Source organism: Paenibacillus borealis (assembly GCF_000758665.1).
Taxonomy (GTDB): Bacteria; Bacillota; Bacilli; order Paenibacillales; family Paenibacillaceae; genus Paenibacillus_AQ; species Paenibacillus_AQ borealis.
The window spans coordinates 3089697-3106572 of record NZ_CP009285.1 but is presented as its reverse complement, the minus strand read 5'-3'; the positions used below and the strand labels follow the sequence as shown (position 1 = coordinate 3106572).

Here is a 16876-nt window from a genome sequence, read left to right as displayed (position 1 = left end):
CCCCACAAAGTGTGGCTTTGGCTCCAGTGATGACTCAAGAACTTTGCGGGGACCCCAAAACATTTTAAGATAGCTGTGCCCCGCGGCGGTCGGCATCAAGAATCGCTGCCAGCACCTGCTGCGGTGTCACGGCAAACGGCATGTTGGCCATTGGACTGCCCTCGCTGCAGCTGGCCTCAGCTGCAATCAGCAGCCGGCCATGATCAACACCTGCTAACCCCAGCTCCGCCAGCGTTACTGGCAGACCAACCAGCCGGCAGAACTCCACCGCCCCGCTGATCTCAGCTTCCGTCGCTCCTTCAAGGAAGAGCTGTACCAGTGTGGTGAATGCTACCTTCTCCCCGTGAAGCACGCTCCGGCATTCCTCGAGCAGCGTTAGCCCATTATGAATAGCATGGGCCGCTGCCAGTCCGCCGCTCTCGAAACCGATGCCGCTGAGATAAATATTGGCTTCGACAATATGTTCAACTGCGGCTGTGACGCGTCCTTCCCTGACATCAGCCAGTGCCTGCGCACCATCGGCAAGCAGCGTAACATGGCAAGCGCGGGCGAGTGCCAGGGCAGCCAAAGTGCTTGTACCTCCGGCGCTGGTAAGCGCTCCTGATCTGCTGCAGGCTCTTGCTTCGTAATACGTCGACAAGGCATCCCCCATACCTGCTGCAAGCAGTCTGACAGGAGCTTTGGCGATAATCGCCACATCTGCGACAACGATATCCGGACTGCGACGCAGCGGCAGATACCGGTCGAATTCGCCCGATTCGCTGTAGAGAACAGATAGGGCGCTGCATGGCGCATCCGTTGATGCTACTGTCGGCACAAGCATCACCGGGAGCCCGGTGAAATGGCTGACCGCTTTTGCCGTATCCAGTGTCTTGCCTCCGCCAATGCCCACAATGACATCCACACTGCCGCTATCCAGCTCCGCCACTATCTGGTTCACCTGCACAAGACTGCATTCGCCCTTGAATTCACGCAGCAGCAGCGGAATCTGCTCCGTCTCGAAACCGGTGCTGATCTCTTGTCCATACAAAGAGAGAATATAGGGATCTACTATAGCGTAGGCACCTTTCGCCCCCATTTGCTGACAATACACCCCTAGCCTCGTAATCTCACCGCTGCCCTGAATATATTTAGACGGTGAATAGATGATCTGTGACATTATGAATCCCTCCTGTTCTAATTCTCTTATTCTAAGGAAGAATCTGGAATACAGCAATGAACAAACTCCGCTAAATCCTCATAGGGGCAACTTCTGCCCGCTCGGCAAATTTAACAATTGGATAAACGTATCTTAATTTCGATCTTTTATAGCGTCTGAGGCAAGTAAGTGGATAAACGTCATTTAATCTCATGTATTTCCACTACGTTGAAGGATTTGCCGCATATTAAGTGCCTTATTTCCAACTGTTTCCTGACAAGGACTCGTCCGTACCTAAGCAAGTGGAGAAAATCCAACTAATATTTCCTGAACAACAAGCGGAAACCGCTTTGCCGTCATTCTGGCACCGTTTCAGCGGGAAATGGGATAAGTTGTCATGTGAAACAGATGCATACAAGCGATATTAGCAAAAAGCCCCACTCCAAAGTGATTTGGAATGAGGCTGTGAGGGAATAGGATCAGCGTTTGCGCTGCGCCGGCATTCTGCGGGTATCTCCTGTAAGCTCACATTCCTGCGGGCCGAGGTTTCCCTGATCCATCTTGGTATCAATAAAATCCACAATCTGCTGCAGTGAAGCGATCTGCTCCAGGATCTTCTGTTTATGATTCAGGATCATCTCATGCAGCTCCGGATATTCAGACAGGTCCGAATCAAGAGACAGGCTAAGATATGGCCGTATGTCGTCAAGGGACATCCCCGTCTTCTTGAGACAGGTGATCAGCTTCATCGTCTCCAGATCCTGATCGCTGTAGATGCGGTGGCTGTTTTGCTTGCGCTGGGCCCGCGGCAGCAGGCCGATCTTCTCGTAATACCGGATCGTATCCTCCGGAATTCCGGTCCGCTCCGCTGTTTCTTTGATCGAATATCCCTGAATGATATTAGCTTCTGCCAGACTCATAGGGTCACCTCATTTGAATTATCTAGTCTTCAGTTCATCCTATTGTATAACTTGGAGTCAGCTCCAAGTCAACGGTTAATTTCAGGCCTTGACTTGGAGTCGGCTCCAAGTTATACAATGGGCACCATTCACCACTACAATCCCAAAGGAGAACTTAATATGACTATAGAACAATCTCAACGAACTGCGCTGATCACCGGAGCGAATAATGGAATCGGACTCGCCTTGACCCGCCGGATGCTGGGTGAAGGCTGGGAGATTATTGCGCTCATCCGTTCAGCTTTTCCAGAGGATGATCCCCTTATCCGTGAAGCGCTCAGCAGCAGACGGCTGCGGATTTATAAGGCTGACTTATCGGATTTCACCCAGTTGAAGCGTGCCTTGCAGGATATTCACAGCCATGAATCGCAGATCGATCTGCTGTTCAATAATGCGGGCGGCAGTTTTCCCGAGCTAAGCTTCTCCAAGCAAGGCCGTGAGCTGCACTATGAGCTGCAGACGGTTGTTCCGTACATCATTACCATGGAACTGAAGCCGCTGATCCTGAATGGCACACTGCGCACTGTGATTAATACCTCTTCCAATGCTTTTATGATGAAGCGCAAATTCGACCCTGCCGCCCTGGAGCATCCTGCCAAGTTCCAAAAGCTGACCGGCCCTTACGCGGACACCAAGCTTGCCTTATCCTTATGGACTTCCGAGGTTGCCCCCGCGCTTGCGGCGGAAGGCATTATAATCCGCAGTGCCGATCCCGGAGGTAACAATACGATCCGCGGCGGCAAGAAATCCGGAATTCCTTTTTGGCTGAGACCGGTTATACGTATGTTCTTCCCGGAACCCACTCATGGAGCTGGCTTGTTATATCAGGCTGCACTCGGCGAGCACAGCCGCAAGCCCGGTGTGTTCCTGATCAAGAATCAGGTGACCCCGCTTAAATTCACAGAGCACAGCAGCACTATTCTGAAGAACGTCCAGACCATTTATCAGCAGGAGTTCCGCACGGTCGGCAGCAGCTCCTGATTCATACGTTATACTGCACATACCAAAGCCCAAGCATCTGATACGATGACTTGGGCTTGATTGTGCGGGCATTTATCCTGCAATAATTATTCATGTTATAGCTCAGAGATTCGTCCAAACTCCCGCAGCAGCAGCATATTCTCCATAACAGTATGTGCCTTCCACCAGTTCTCGCTGACAGCAAATTCCCGCTCATACCCCGCCCAGCTCCAGGTCAGGTTCCAGACTCCTTCTGGATTTCTGGTCTCCAGCAGATAATCCAGCTCCTGGTGAACCAGCCCGGCGAGCTCTGCATATCCGGGACTTTGCGGCGACTTCAGGAAAAAGGACGGTCTGCAGCTGTAGCCGTTCCATTCTCCCGCATCGCGGCTGATCAGCTGTACGATTCGCACTTTAGCCGCTTCTTTCAATGTGACATAGGGGAAATGCTCCTGCTGCTCCGCCCAGGCGATACATTCCAGCAGAGTGACAACACATTTCAGCGGATGCATCTCAATGGCAGTATCTTGCAAGAATAGCTCCGTCAATTCATGGGCGATACCCATTCCCCGGTCATACAGCGCACTGTCTCTGTCGGCATATTTCAGAATGAATCCGGCCAATATGGCTGTCGGATTATAGATACTGCGTGCGGTGCTGTCCGAATCCGTGTGCCACCAGGGTGCATGGGGGTAATCGTTGTTGGAGGCTACCACATTCCTCCATGTCCGGTCTTCCATATCCGCACCGCTGTCCAGATACTTCAGAATGCCCTGTACAACCGGGTGGCCGGCATCTGCAAATTCCAGCTCCAGCAGTCTCTCCACAGCAGTAGCCGTCATGACCGGTGTGGAATCCGGATTCCAGGCATCCGCTTCCAGGGCATGGCCGAAGCCGCCGTCTTCATTCTGATAAGCTGACAATGCTTCCAGCACAGGCGGGACTCCGCCTTCTTCAAAGTGGAACTTCCATCTCGCCAGATCCAGCGGACGGGCATTGCGGTACAGCCATCGCCGTATAACCTCGTAATCCTCCAGCAGCAGCTTCATGTGTAATCTCCTTTTGATGAAATAGTATTAACCGGTTCTCTCAGCAAACGCTATGATTTCACACATATTATTCTAAGAGATTTCCAATAAAATACAAGAGAACACAGATTGCCGAGGAGGATACACATGACTGAAGATTTCTACTGTGACGAAGTATTAAGCGGCAAAATTGAAGTGAGGAAGGTAATCGAAACGGACAATGTTCTAGCCAACCACCACACCAGACCCTTTTATCCTGTCCACATTGTCGCCATCCCTAAGCGGCATATCTCCTCACTTATAACTCTTCAAGACAGCGATAATGACCTGCTGCTTGAGCTTATCGGAGTCATTAAGCAGGTGGCCGCCCAGGTAACCGGGGAATACGGGGCATGCAGAGTGAGCACGAACCTTGGGAACTATCAGGATTCGAAGCATCTGCACTGGCATATCAGCTATGGCGAGCCGCTGAGATAAGTCCTACAGCTTCTCCGGATATTCTCCCATCTCCCCCCAGCGGCTGCGGAGCATGCGGGCGGCGGCTTTAGGCTGGCGCTGGCGTGTGAATACGCCTTTTTTGTTGCCGTTAATTCTAGTAATCCCCTGTTTGGTGGCAAAATCGGCAAAAGCCCAAACATGCTCCCCGATCACGAAATCCAGCCGGTCAAACACATTGTGGTAGCGGGTGAGCAGCTCCTCCTGATATTCCTCGGTGAACATGACCGGAGGGTCCTGGTGAAATCCGGCGATGGCATCGGCGCCATATTCCGTCATGATGACCGGCTTGCCGAAATTCCGGTACCAGTTCGTCAGCTCCCATTCCACCTGATGCTCCACCAGCTCCAGGGCACCCGGGTCCTGGTACCAGGAGTAGTAGCGGTTCACACAGATGACGTCAAAAAACTGCGCCACCTTGCACTTATCCGGCAGCGGCCATTGCACAATCGTAATCGGACGCTGCGGGTCCAGCCTGCGGGCGGTATCGGCCAGCTGGCGGAAATACGGTACCGCCTCGTCCTGGAAGGTGGCCGCTTCGTTAGCAAGACTCCACATGACTACGGATGGATGATTCTTGTCGCGGGCAATCAGATCGCTCAGAACATCGTGATGATGAGCCAGCGTCTCCTCATTGGCCTGATCCGGTGTATACACCTTGTCGTTATAATTGAAGAAAGTGAAGCCTACAGCCGGGACCTCGCCGATCACCACGATGCCTTCGCGGTCTGCCAGCTCCAGCAGCTCTTCGGCATACGGATAGTGGGAAGTGCGGAAGGAGTTGGCGTTAATCCACTTGAGCAGATTGAAATCCTTCACATTGACCGCCTGATCCAGTCCCTTGCCCCTGATATCACTGTCCTCATGCTTCCCGAAGCCCTTGAAATAGAAACGCTCGCCGTTGATCAGGAACCGGGTCCCTTCCACCTTAACCGTGCGTATGCCCACCTGCAGCTGATAATGGTCAGCGAGTTGTCCGTAAGAATCAAGAAGCTCCACATGAAGGGTATACAGATAAGCCTGCAGCGGCTTCCACAGTCTGGCGTTCTCCACCTGCAAGGTGCCCGAGCTTCCCTTCCCTGTGGCAGCTTCCTTCCCGTCCTCGTCCAGCAGCTTGACCCTTACCTCTCCTTCCGGCTGAGAGCATTCAATGGAGTATCCGACAACCCCTGACTCCCCCTGCACATCTGTAGTTATGGTTATATCCTGAATGAACAATCCGGAAGTCCGGTACAGCTTCACCGGCCGGTGTAGTCCCGCATAGTTAAAGAAATCATGAAAATATTCCTGCACCCGGTAGCCTTCGGGATGCTTCTCATCGTCGAAGGTCTTGATCCGTCCCGGCGGCAGTGTCTGCCAGTTAAGCACATTGTTGACCACAATAGTTACGCGGTTCTCCCGGCCGGGCACTGCAACCCGTGTAATATCCGCTTCAAAAGGCAGAAATCCCCCCTTGTGGGAGGCCACCTCCACTCCGTTCACCCAGACAACCGCATGATGGCAGGCACTGCCGATCCAGAGCATCATCCGGTCACCCGACCAGGAACGGGGGACGATGAAGGTCTGCTCATACCACACGTCACCGATGTGGTCACGCAGCGCCGCATCCTGGGTGATATCGTTGTAGCTGGCGGGAACCGGCATAGGAATGGTATCCTGAAGCGGCTGATGATGCCACTTCTCTTCCCGGCCCCGGTTGTCCGGATCTGCCTTAAAGCGCCAGATGCCGGACAGATCCTTGATTTCGCGCGTCAATGTATCCTTTGGAAACAGCATGGTTTGTCCACTCCGATCTTCTATATATTAACTCTGAATTTCACTTAAGCTCAGACTCAGGCCCGCGCTAGGAAGAGGCTCACTGTTCCAGCTGAACAGTAACCTGATACTCTCTTCCTGCTTCATAGGGAAGTGCAGCTGCCATCCAGGCTTCTCCGTCGACCGTCACCTTCACCGTTCCCCGGCTGATCCCGGAGGGATTGAGCACATGAATCCGGTATGATGCAGACCGGTATTTCCGTTCCACTGTGTACTCCGGCCAATCGGCGGGAATACACGGGTCGATCTTCAGTCCATTAGCTGTAGCTCTGATTCCCAGCGCATATTCGAGCGTAGTCCAGAGCATCCAGCCTACCGTTCCGGTTGAGACATGATGGCTGGATTTGCCGAAGTTCGGAGAATCCGCCAGACCGAAATAATAATTCGGCACAAAAATCGGCACCTGCCCGTTCTGCCCGGGCGGATTGTCCGGGTTCGTCGGCAGCGTGCGGCTGATCGTCTGCCAGGCTTCGCTTCCCCGGCCTGCGATGCAGTCGGCGAACGCTTTGAACATGGACGCATGGCAATAGACGGAGCCATTCTCGGTAGTGCCCGCCAGCTTAAGGCTGATCCGTCCCCATTTGGGATTCCAGCCGCTGAATGGCGGCTCCAGCAGGCGGGGGCCAAACGGTGTATCCAGGCTGTCGATTGCCGCCAGGCATTGGTCCAGCCGCTCCCCGCTGGCGATACCGCTCATAATCGCCCAGGTCTGGGTGTTCAGGAACAGCTTGCCCTCTTCATCCTGCGCGGTTCCGAACGGCGTGCCGTCATCATCGAACCCGGCCACATACCAGCCTCCATCCCAGCAGATGCGGTTAACGGCATCCGCCAGCCTCCTAGCGACAGTATTCAGCTGCTCTGCATTCTCCGTATCGCCCAGCTGTTCGCAGAAGGGAATGAGTGCCTGAATGGCATAGACCAGCGCCATGGTATTCCAGGCAGATTCCCCGCGGCCCAGCCTTCCCGGTCCGTTAATCGGGTCATTCCAGTCCCCGTCTCCCATCAGGCACAGTCCATGCGCACCGGTCTCACCGGCCATATAATCCGCTGCCAGCAGCAGGTGCTGATAAATGGTAGCGCTATCAGAAGATCCTTTGAAGCCAACCTGGCGCTGCAGCAGCTCCGTATCCCCACACTGGTTCAGCAGCGCCGTTATGCAGATGATCAGCCAGACCGGGCCGTCCGTATGCTTCAGCAGGCACAGATTTTTGGGCGGGGAGCCGTCAGTCATAATCCACTGCTGGATGAAGCCGCTGCGCTCCTGGCCCTGAAGCACAGAGATCATATACTCTGCCGCCCCGGCGGGATCAACCAGCGCATAGCCCAAGGCATCCTGAAGCTGGTTACGGACCGGACAATAGCTCGACATACGGTTCGTGCGGGTCTGCATGACGATCTGTTTTTTGAGCCAGATATTCATGAATGCATTCACATCATCATCCGGTGTCTCCACCCGGAACATGCCGGTGATTCCCTCCCAGTAGTCCTCAGTTTCCTGGAGCAGAACAGCGTATCCCTTGGCGGCCAGCTCCGCCTTGCTGCTGCGGATCTCTTCCAGGGAAGAGGCGCAGCCGACAACAAAATGGCGCACTGCCTGTTCACCAGGCTCAAGAGTAATGGTCTGCTGGAGGGCTCCAAGCGGATTCTCTGCCTCTGCCTGCCCGCCCGAACAGCGCCCCTTCTGCACGGCTGCCGGAAGCTCATAAATATCGTCGCCGCCGAAGAATGCGCGCTGGCTGCAATCATAGGAATCCGCAGGATAATCCGGGTATACGTACACCACGTTGGTATGATCGTCGCACCCGGCCTTCTGCCCGTAAGTAACATGATAAGGGAAGGAATAGGAGGACAGGATTTGCGATTCCTGATCGAACTGGCATTTGCTGCCCATCACACCCCCGTTCTCCAGCGAGAAAGCGGTGAACAGCGATAGGCTCCTCGGCTTAACGCCCGTATTCGTAAGCGTTACTGTCCAGATCTCCTGCTGACCCGCACGGGGTACAAAAACATGAATAGAGGACGCAATCTCCTGTGATACGGAGCGGATTTCGGTAGTTCCCAGGCTATGAATACATTCATACGCCTCCGGCTCTGTCTTCAGCGGCTGATACAGCGGCGACCAGGTGCCTCCCGTTTCCAGGTCCTTCAGATAGAAGTAGCGGAAGCCCCTGGTCAACGTGCGGTTATGAGGCCGAAAAGCAACACTGTCCCCCTGCCCTGTCTGGGATATCTCTGTATAATAAGTGTCATTAAACAAATAGTTGAACCATCTTGCCGGTGTCCGGGGAGTGGTAATGACATACTCTCTCCCCTGGTTCCGGAAATACCCGTAAGCATCACTTCTGTTCAAATGAATTACACACCTTTCCTGTTCTGCTTCAACTCCTGCTGTCCTGCCCTACACAACACTCAAGGCTACTCCACCAGGTTGGTCCGGTACTGCCCCGGAGTAATCCCTTCCATCTTGCGGAAATAACGGATGAAGTTCGCCGGATTATTATATTTCAGTTTCATAGCGATCTCGGTGATCGTCAGATCGGTATCCTTAAGCCATCTTTTGGCCACGGTAAGCCGGTATTGCGCCAGATAATCGGTGAAGCTGGTGCCTGTCTCCTGACGGAACACACGGCTGATATACTGCGGATGATAGTTCAGCCTGGCTGAGCATTTCTCCAGCGTAAGATCTGTGTCGAAGGCTTCAACAATCAGCTGCTTCACCTCTTCCGAGATGCTGTTGAACTGCGTCTCCTGCCGCTCCTTCAGCAGCCCGATGGCCGGCGAAACAATGACCTTCCCGAACCAGGCTTCGATATCACCGGGACTATGCATGCCAAGCAGCTCCTCGAACAGGGAATCCTCCCCTGCCCTCAGCAGGTGGTGGGAGATGCCGGCATCCTGCAGTAGCCGGATCAGATCCATCAGCAGCCGGACCAGCGACATCTGATATTCCTGATGGTCGGATTCCTCGCTTGCGAGCGCATTCATCACCAGGGACAGGCGTTCTTCCGCCCGGCCGCTGTCATGCGCTTTAATCGCTTCGCACAGCTCATCTGCGATTTTGTTGGGATAGACAATTTCCTTACGGCTGGCTGGTTGAACATCCTCTATAAACAATATGACCTCTTCACCGAGCCGTGCCCGGTACTTCAGCGCATTCTCCCCTTCTTCATAGCCCCGGGCCACTTCAGGCCAGGCTGTACAGGAACGGCTGATACCGATGCTGGTCTGCAGCTCCAGATAACGCTTCACGGAAGCCTGTACCTCAGCCGCCTTGGCATACACGGATTCCTTGAAGGCTTCTTCGGATTGCGTACTTGTGCCGGTCAGAATCACCACCGATTCCCGGATGACAATCGGCGGAAGGCGTTCCCCTTCCGGGACTACCTCCAGCGCAATATTGCTGATAGCAAACAGCAGCAGATCGCGGTCCTTCTCTGTGAAACGGCTGCTGTCAAGCCGGTCAACCTGCACAAGCAGCACCCGCATGACCGTCCACTGGCTGGTGTACCCGTAACCATAATCCATGAGCCGCTCCTGAATACCCTGGGATCTCGCTTCACCCAGCATCATTTTACGGACCAGAAACTCTGCCAGCTGCTGCTGCTGTCCTGCAAGCTCAAATTGCAGCTTGGTCTGATCCGAGAGAATGCCCTGAATCCGGTCGGAGATGGCGATGAACTCATCCTTTCGGGGCCTCTGCTCCTTGTCAGGCAGCAAGGACCGGTAGATATGCCGCACGGGACTGTACATCCGGCGCGAGCCGACCAGAGCCGTAAGCACCGTGGCTGCAAGCACACAGAGGCTAATCAGAATCGAGGTCCTGCCAATGGCAGTAGCCTGACGGGTAACCGCCTGGGTTGGAACGACCGATACATACGTCCAGCCGTTATACGCTGACTTCCGGTAAGAGATGGAGGCTTTGCTCCCATCCGCTATGCCATTGAACACACCGGCGGTATCTTTCTTGTCCCGGATGGCAGCAATATAAGCTTCAGCCGACAGATCCTTATCCAGCAGGGAAGGGTTGGAATGGCTGATCGCCCGCCCATCCTCATCCAGTATGAACACGCTGCCCATGCCGGGCTCATTGGCGATCAGATCGTTCAGCTGCTGGGAGGACAGCACCACCGCGATCATGCCCCGGGGTCTGCTCGAATTAATCGGCCATTTCTTGATATTAATGACGGCGTGATTCAGTTCAACCATGCCGTCGGCCCCCTGGATGCTGGCTGAATTGCCGCTGATCCACACCGATCCGTTAGGCATTCCGGCGAACGGCCGCAGCTTCTCCTTCAGACCCGGCTGGCTGTATGCATCCATGCCGGAGTTGGTAATCAGCCAGTCCTGTTCCAGACTGAACAGATACACATCCTTAATCCCCAGCTCGAAGGTCTGGATCGAGGAGAGATTTTTATACAGCTCATGGATCATTTCCATATCTTGTATGCCGAGCTTAGTCGCAATTGCATTGGTCACTGTCGGCAGCCCCAGAAGCTGCGTGGTGGAGAAATCAATCATCTTAAGCGTCTGCTCCACCCGCAGCTGGCTCTGCCGGAGTACCTGGGAGTTGCGTTCTTCAATCTGCTGAAGCACCGACTGCGAGGAGTAGTGATAGGAATACCACCCTAAGATCAGCACCGGAAAAGCACCGATCACCAAGGTGAAAATGATTAATTTCAATAAATAGCTGGATATCCGTATTCGCATGACTCCCTACCCCCGCAATCGTATGTTGCTTTTATTCTAGCATATGGGGATTGTCAGGCACGCTTATTGCGCATTCGCTTTATTGTACGCCGCAGTATATTCTTCAATCACCTTCGCACCGCCGTCCTGCTCCCATTTCGCTACTGCCTGATTCCACCCGTTCTCGTCCAGATCACCCATGATAAAGCGGACCCGGGCATCATCAATAATTTTGCTAAGCTCCGAGCCCCGTTCGCTGTAGGTATCGGAGATGAAAGGCTGAACCGGGTTAACCACGGCGATTTCCGCATTCTTTTTCCACATCTCATCACGCAGATGCACCAGCGGATTGCCATAGGTCACCACTTTATCTCTTAACACAGCCAGCTGGGAGGAATCGCCCATGCCGTATTCAGCCAGCAGCTTGGAGTCGGTGGTCTTGACGTAATTCCCGTTATCCAGCGTGAACTGCCGTCCTTCCAGCCCGTTGACCAGCATATTCTGCATATCGTCGTCAGACACTTTGTCAAAAAAGTTCAGGACTGCCTTGAGATCCTCTTCTGTCTTCACCGAAGTCTTGGGAATCATGAAGATGCCGTATGAGCCTGAACCGCCGGCACTGCGGAGCCCTTCCGGACCTTCCAGCGCGTTGACCATCGTAATCGAACCGGTAGGCGTAACCTTCTTCACACTCTCTTCAATGCCGTTGGCATCATTCAGATTCGCAATCCACGAGCCCGCTTTGCCTGCATTAATCATCTGCTTGCCGTCTTTCACCACAGCGAAGTCCAGGTTGATGAGCTTCTCATCATACAGCTTCTTGTAGAACTTCATCGTTTCCAAAAAGGCAGGGGACAGATGAGCCGGACTCGCCTTGCCGTCCTTAATCTCCCAGTCCGCCGGACCGCCCAACCAGGTCAGCATGGCCCGCCAGCCCGCTGCCACCTGCTGCTCGGCCAGGCCGATCGTATCGGCTTTGCCGTTCTGATCCGGATCCTCCTTCACGAATGCCTGCAGCACTTGATAGAAATCATCCACCGTCTTCGGCTCCTGCAGCCCGAGATTCTCCAGCCAGTCCTTACGCAGCATCAAACCGTCACGCGCCAGATCCCGTTCGCGGTAGATCCCGTACACTTTCCCGTCAATGGAAATAGCGTTCAAGGCCACATCGCTCATCCGGCTTAAGTTCGGATAATCCTTCAGATAAGGACCCAGCTCCCAGAACATGCCGGAGCGTACTGAATTGACAATGTAGGGCAGCTTCTGGTCGAGTACAAGCACGGTGCTGGGCAGCTCGCCCGAAGCGATGGTAGCACTGAGCTTATCCGAATAAGTGGTCGAAGGAACCCAGGTGATTTTGAGATCGGTATTCGTCCGTTCCTCCAGCTGTTTGTATATCTCTCCTTCCGGGTCCATCGGCTCCGGATTGTAGCTGGTCAGCATCATGGACATTTTGTAAGGTCCGGCAGGTGATGCCGTTCCGTCCGCGCCTTGAGCGTTCTCTTCTTTGTTGCCGTTATTGCCGCAGCCGGCTAATGCGCCCAGCACCAGAGCTGCCGAGAATGTCGTCAGCGCCAGCTTTTTCAAGTTATAGGTATTTGCCCCTTTGGTTGTTTTCATGATTGATGTTCCTTCCTTAATATGAGGTGGGTGGTGTAATGCGTCGAACCTAGAATTTTGTAAAAGGACTGGTCGTGACTGCGGGGAATGTTTGGACTTCCGGCCGCTGTTAGGTTTGGATTTCCTGATTCTATACCGCTGGCTGCGGTTGAAATCCAAACCTAAAGGCGGACGCTACCGCTCCTACAGTTCCAAACTTTCCCTCCGCACTCCTGCCTTTTTATTGTTTTCTCAAGTTCTCCTTATTTGGGTGTGTTGTAGCAAGTTAAAGGCTGAGTAGTGACTCCAGAGATTGTTTGGACTTCCAGATGGCTGCTGTTGCCGCATAAATCACTCAATCCAGCGGTTTTTGTAACAGCGATCCGGTAACCCTCCAGAAATCCTGCACAAAATACAACATTTCCCTCATCAAAACGTCCGAAATCCAAAATTGTTGTACAAAATGCAAGATTTCACCTTTTTCAACTGGCTAAGCAGGAATATTATTGTATTTCGTACAACAATCCTTCCGAACACCCAGCTATCCATGAATCAAAGTTGTAAAACGTACAACATTTATCTCAACAGTGCTTACTAAGAAGACTCTAATCGGCCGGTAACGCATCAAGTGTACTGAATTTCCGTGCTGCCAGTACCGCAGCAGCAACTGACCGGTAATGTGTATTGTTCTTTTCCACAGTGCGGCTTCTATATAGTAGTTGGAAATCCAAAACCTCAGCCCTTAACCGATCCCAGCAAAGCGCCTTTGGCGAAATGCTTCTGCAGGAACGGGTATACGATCAGAATCGGAATCGTGGAGACTACGATAACCGCCATTTTCACAGCCTGGTCCGGTGGGATGAAGTTGCTCTCCAGTGAAGACGTATCTCCCAGACTGCCTCCCTGGGACAGCATGACAATCTGCCGCAGCAGCACCTGAATCGGCCATTTGGTAGAGTCGTTAATATAGAGAATGGAGCTGAAGTACGTGTTCCAGTGCCCTACGGCATAGAACAGCGAGAATGTAGCCAGAACCGGCAGGGACAGAGGAATCACAATCCGCACCAGAATGCCGGGATCGCTGGCACCGTCGATTTTGGCTGATTCCTCCAGATCCGGCGGAAGCTGCTGGAAGAAGCTGCGGACAATAATCAGGTTGAAGGCACTGATGGCACCGGGCAGCAGCAGCGACCAGTACGTATCCAGCATGCCCAGCTCCTTGACCACCAGGAAGGTCGGGATCATCCCGCCGCTGAACAGCATGGTGAAGATGACCATGAGCTGGATGGGGGAACGGAAATCCATATCCCTGCGGGATAACGGATAAGCCATCAGGCAGGTTAGAGTAATATTAATCAGCGTACCCACCACTGTGATGAAGATGGTAACGCCCAGGCTTCGCATCAGCGTATTGGTTGAGAAGATATAGTTATACGCTTCAAGCGAGAATTCTGTCGGGAAGAGAATAAAACCTTTCTCCAGCAGCTCCCGCTGCGTTGCGAATGAACCGGCAACCACATAAATGAACGGAACAATAGTAATGAGCGCAATGATTGCCAGCACGATGATATTGAATATATCAAACAGGCGGCTCGTCCATGATGTTTCTTTTACCACAATTCTACCTCCTTTCGCTGTTTATCCTAGAGAATTCCTTCCTCACCGAAACGTTTGGCCAGGAAGTTGGAGCCGAAGACCAGCACGAGCCCAACTACTGACTTGAACAATCCGACGGCAGTACTGTAGCTGTACTCTCCCTGCGAGATCCCCGTGGTATACACATAGGTATCGAAGACTTCGCCGACTTCCCGGTTGAGCGGATTCAGCATCAGGAAGATTTGCTCAAACCCCGTATCGAGGAAATTCCCCAGCCGCAGAATCAGCAGAATCACAATGGTCGAGCGGATCGCCGGAAGTGTAATATGCCATAACTGGCGCATCCGTCCGGCACCGTCTATTTTGGCAGCCTCGTAGAGCTGTGTGTCTACACCCGCCAGCGCCGCCAGGAAGATAATCGTTCCCCAGCCCGTTTCCTTCCACATTACTTCACCGGTGATGAAGGTCCGGAACCAGCCGGGACTAAGCAGGAACTGGATTTTCTCGCCCCCCACAGAGGCAATCGCTTCATTGACCAGCCCTCCCTCGGTTGTGAAGAACAGGTAGGCAATAGAGACGATAACCACCCAGGACATGAAGTGGGGGATATAGACCAGGGTCTGAATTGTCTTCTTGTACGTCTGCGATCTTAATTCATTCAGCATCAGTGCCAGCACAATCGGCAGCGGGAAAAAGAACAGAATATTGTAGGCCGCCAGCACGAACGTATTCTTCAGCAGCTTCCAGAACAGCGGATCCCCGAAAAAACGGTCGAAATGCTTCATCCCCACCCACTCACTATCCACAAACCCCAGGAAAGGCTGATAGTTCTTGAAGGCCAGCAGGACTCCATACATCGGTACATATTTGAAAGTAATAAAATACAGCAGTCCCGGCAGCAGCATGATATACAGCCAGCGGTTGCGGGCCAGACGCTTCAGCTTCTGCCTGCGGAATACAGCAGATATTGACGGCTTCGAAGCCGCTAATGGATTTCCCATGTTCCTTCCCCATTTCCGGCACCCGTAGATCAGTTATTTATGTCTAGAACCTGATCCTTAAGTGCATTGAATTGCCCGGTTGCCCGGTTATAAATTTGATACCAGCCATTGTCATCCCATACGGAGAAAGCAAACTGTCCCGCGATGGCCTTGTTCGCGATTTGCCGGTACGAATCCAGCAGTGTGTCCGTGATGACTCCCCGGTGCTCATAGCCGAATTCGCCCAGATACACCGGAATGTCATGCACATCCACAAATTCCCGCTTCACATCGTCCACACGCTTCAGATGATCCGCCAGATTCTGAAAATACGAGTGATAGGTGCCCATAATATAGCGGTCCGTTCCCCCGCCCGGCAGGTCCTGCGGATTGCGGTACGTATCGTACAGGCCCCATCCGCTGTTGTAGTTGTACCCGCCGAAGATCACGATCCGCTTGGCATGCGGCTCCATGCCGCCCAAGGTGTAGCTGCGGATCGCCGCATAAGCCCGCTTGTTGAGCTCAATGACGCTCGCTTTGGCAGCTGCCCCCGTATTCAGGCTCAGATGCGGTTCATTGAACAATTCGAACACCAGCGTGTCCGGTTCATCCTTGAACAGCTCCGCGATCCCCGTCCAAATAGTCTCCAGCCGCTGCATGTTCGTTTCAAAAGCAGGCTCGCCTTGAACAGCGTTCATTGCCCATTCCTCGTGATGTGCATTCACAATCAGAATGATAGGCGGCTTGCCCGCATTTGCCCGCTGAACATTCACATCCTTCAGTACATAATCCACCAGACGTTTCACCGTGGCCACATTCGGAGCGCTGAAGGAGAAATGCCCCGCTTCATCCGCAGTCGAAGCATATTTATCACCCCGTCCGCCCCAGTTGACCGGAATCCGGATGTTGGTATACCCCGCCGCAATAAAAGCATCCACAGCCGCCTTCACATCCTCGTAACTCTGGCTGTTCCAGTTCCCTTCAAACGTGTTGCCCAGATTAGTTCCCCTGCCCATAAGACCGGCCATTTCCTTCGCTGTCAACGGAGTGGAAACGGCGGCTCCAGACGATGCCTCCGCCTTCGCACTGGCTCCACCGGTCAGCAGTGAAATCAACAGAATGGCACAGACCGGCCAGATCATTGCAGATTTGAAGCTAGTCGGGAATCTCATTAATCATGCCTCCTCAGGATTGTAATGGTCATCAGAACGGGATACATCTAACGGAAAGCGCATTCATTTCGCAGCTGGCAAGAGAGCGTATTCTCCGGTCCAGCAGGTTCAGGCAGCAGCTGCTTGCTCTGCCACCAATATAGAGGAGCCTGTGAATTGCCGTCTATAGTCATCTTAGTACCACTGTGTGAAGCCTTGCTGCTACAGGCTTTGCGGCGCCCCGTTATTCATTACAGACTCTGCTGTTGTCATTATCGGCCGGGCCTTTTCGGGCAAAAAAAAACAGCATTCCGGTTCCTTCCGGAATGCCATTCCTGTATTCTTTGGTGACGCTTCTGCTTCTTCAACCCCACTGTGCTAAAATAAGAACAAGCATGCTGCACCTTAGGATAATTTTATGTGAGACACATATATATGGATATATTTTCATAAACAAGCCTATACCGCA

Annotated in this window: 12 protein-coding genes; 2 read left to right on the top strand and 10 right to left on the bottom strand. The window is 53.2% G+C overall.

Translation table 11 applies throughout. From position 1 onward, the window contains the following. Positions 1 to 64: 64 nt before the first annotated feature. Both PBOR_RS12830 and PBOR_RS12825 read right to left on the bottom strand, forming a co-directional pair. Entirely contained in the window at positions 65 to 1159 is a 1095-nt protein-coding gene (locus tag PBOR_RS12830) for a glycerol dehydrogenase (RefSeq protein WP_042212139.1), read from the bottom strand. Positions 1160 to 1617: 458 nt separating this feature from the next. Continuing rightward, complete coding sequence (locus tag PBOR_RS12825) at positions 1618 to 2058, bottom strand: MerR family transcriptional regulator (RefSeq protein WP_042212137.1); 441 nt, start codon at positions 2056 to 2058, stop codon at positions 1618 to 1620. Between the two features lie 159 nt (positions 2059 to 2217). Between PBOR_RS12825 and PBOR_RS12820 the strand changes: the two genes are divergently transcribed. Continuing rightward, positions 2218 to 3078, top strand: coding sequence for an SDR family NAD(P)-dependent oxidoreductase (locus tag PBOR_RS12820; RefSeq protein ID WP_042212135.1), 861 nt, complete (start codon positions 2218 to 2220; stop codon positions 3076 to 3078). 95 nt (positions 3079 to 3173) lie between these two features. Here PBOR_RS12820 and PBOR_RS12815 read toward each other — a convergent pair whose 3' ends face one another. Continuing rightward, entirely contained in the window at positions 3174 to 4106 is a 933-nt protein-coding gene (locus PBOR_RS12815; protein ID WP_052429457.1) for a hypothetical protein, read from the bottom strand. A gap of 126 nt (positions 4107 to 4232) precedes the next feature. Here PBOR_RS12815 and PBOR_RS12810 point away from each other — a divergent pair, with 126 nt between their 5' ends. Beyond that, positions 4233 to 4562 carry an HIT family protein gene (locus tag PBOR_RS12810; protein ID WP_042212133.1) on the top strand — a complete coding sequence of 110 codons (330 nt, stop codon included), beginning with the start codon at positions 4233 to 4235 and terminating at the stop codon, positions 4560 to 4562. Positions 4563 to 4565: 3 nt separating this feature from the next. On the opposite strand, the gene uidA is transcribed toward PBOR_RS12810, so the two are convergent. From uidA to PBOR_RS12775, 7 genes are all read right to left on the bottom strand, one after another. Further along, on the bottom strand, positions 4566 to 6356 hold the full coding sequence (gene uidA, locus PBOR_RS12805) for a beta-glucuronidase (RefSeq protein WP_042212131.1): 1791 nt from the start codon (positions 6354 to 6356) through the stop codon (positions 4566 to 4568). 79 nt (positions 6357 to 6435) lie between these two features. After that, positions 6436 to 8745 (bottom strand): 3-O-beta-D-glucopyranosyl-beta-D-glucuronide phosphorylase, encoded by a 2310-nt coding sequence (locus PBOR_RS12800; RefSeq protein ID WP_042212128.1) that lies wholly within the window; start codon positions 8743 to 8745, stop codon positions 6436 to 6438. Between the two features lie 65 nt (positions 8746 to 8810). Beyond that, a complete protein-coding gene (locus PBOR_RS12795; RefSeq protein WP_218918901.1) occupies positions 8811 to 11075 on the bottom strand; it encodes an AraC family transcriptional regulator in 2265 nt (754 codons plus the stop codon). A 90-nt stretch (positions 11076 to 11165) separates the two neighbouring features. Beyond that, positions 11166 to 12701 (bottom strand): extracellular solute-binding protein, encoded by a 1536-nt coding sequence (locus PBOR_RS12790; RefSeq protein ID WP_042212123.1) that lies wholly within the window; start codon positions 12699 to 12701, stop codon positions 11166 to 11168. A gap of 714 nt (positions 12702 to 13415) precedes the next feature. After that, complete coding sequence (locus PBOR_RS12785; RefSeq protein WP_042212121.1) at positions 13416 to 14297, bottom strand: carbohydrate ABC transporter permease; 882 nt, start codon at positions 14295 to 14297, stop codon at positions 13416 to 13418. Between the two features lie 26 nt (positions 14298 to 14323). Further along, positions 14324 to 15277, bottom strand: coding sequence for an ABC transporter permease (locus PBOR_RS12780; protein WP_042212119.1), 954 nt, complete (start codon positions 15275 to 15277; stop codon positions 14324 to 14326). Between the two features lie 29 nt (positions 15278 to 15306). After that, complete coding sequence (locus PBOR_RS12775; RefSeq protein WP_042212117.1) at positions 15307 to 16428, bottom strand: glycoside hydrolase family 5 protein; 1122 nt, start codon at positions 16426 to 16428, stop codon at positions 15307 to 15309. Between the last annotated feature and the right edge of the window lie 448 nt (positions 16429 to 16876).

What these genes read in the sequence shown, in the direction of transcription:
- PBOR_RS12815 (WP_052429457.1), bottom strand. Translation starts at nt 4,106, where the DNA reads ATGAAGCTGCTGCTGGAGGATTACGAGGTTATACGGCGATGGCTGTAC.
- PBOR_RS12790 (WP_042212123.1), bottom strand. Translation starts at nt 12,701, where the DNA reads ATGAAAACAACCAAAGGGGCAAATACCTATAACTTGAAAAAGCTGGCG.
- PBOR_RS12825 (WP_042212137.1), bottom strand. Translation starts at nt 2,058, where the DNA reads ATGAGTCTGGCAGAAGCTAATATCATTCAGGGATATTCGATCAAAGAA.
- uidA (WP_042212131.1), bottom strand. Translation starts at nt 6,356, where the DNA reads ATGCTGTTTCCAAAGGATACATTGACGCGCGAAATCAAGGATCTGTCC.
- PBOR_RS12780 (WP_042212119.1), bottom strand. Translation starts at nt 15,277, where the DNA reads ATGGGAAATCCATTAGCGGCTTCGAAGCCGTCAATATCTGCTGTATTC.
- PBOR_RS12775 (WP_042212117.1), bottom strand. Translation starts at nt 16,428, where the DNA reads ATGAGATTCCCGACTAGCTTCAAATCTGCAATGATCTGGCCGGTCTGT.
- PBOR_RS12820 (WP_042212135.1), top strand. Translation starts at nt 2,218, where the DNA reads ATGACTATAGAACAATCTCAACGAACTGCGCTGATCACCGGAGCGAAT.
- PBOR_RS12810 (WP_042212133.1), top strand. Translation starts at nt 4,233, where the DNA reads ATGACTGAAGATTTCTACTGTGACGAAGTATTAAGCGGCAAAATTGAA.
- PBOR_RS12830 (WP_042212139.1), bottom strand. Translation starts at nt 1,159, where the DNA reads ATGTCACAGATCATCTATTCACCGTCTAAATATATTCAGGGCAGCGGT.